The 381-nt window shown below is 69.3% G+C and carries 1 protein-coding gene; it reads right to left on the reverse strand.

The features are described from left to right. On the reverse strand, positions 1–283 hold a 283-nt coding region (locus tag GO615_RS30195), incomplete at its 3' end, for a hypothetical protein (RefSeq protein WP_211167464.1). Positions 284–381: the final 98 nt, after the last annotated feature.

Consider the following 381-nt stretch of genomic DNA (forward strand, 5'->3'; position numbering starts at 1 on the left):
AACCGATCTCGACGACGAGCTTCGCCCGGCGTCCGAACACCTCGGCGATGTCGAGCCGGAAACCATCGACGGGCTCGGTCGTCCCCGGCTTGCGGGGAACGTCGAGGACGTACTGCTCACCGTTGTCACTCAGCGCACGATGGTGACGCTCCGGCATCAGGCCGCCGCGGCGCGTGAACGAGCGCGTGCGTGCGAGTGGGCGCGGCCCGACCTGCGGGTGCTCCCCCGCGCCCTCCGACGGCTGGCCGGACGTCGCACCCGGAACGTAACCGGGCTTGCTCACTTCTTCTTCTCCGCCGACTCGCCCTGGCTGAGCGCGGCGATCAAGGCCTCCTGCGGCACCTCGACGGAACCGACCATCTTCATGCGCTTCTTGCCCTC

The sequence above is a fragment of the Aromatoleum evansii genome, assembly GCF_012910805.1.
Classification (GTDB): domain Bacteria; phylum Pseudomonadota; class Gammaproteobacteria; order Burkholderiales; family Rhodocyclaceae; genus Aromatoleum; species Aromatoleum evansii.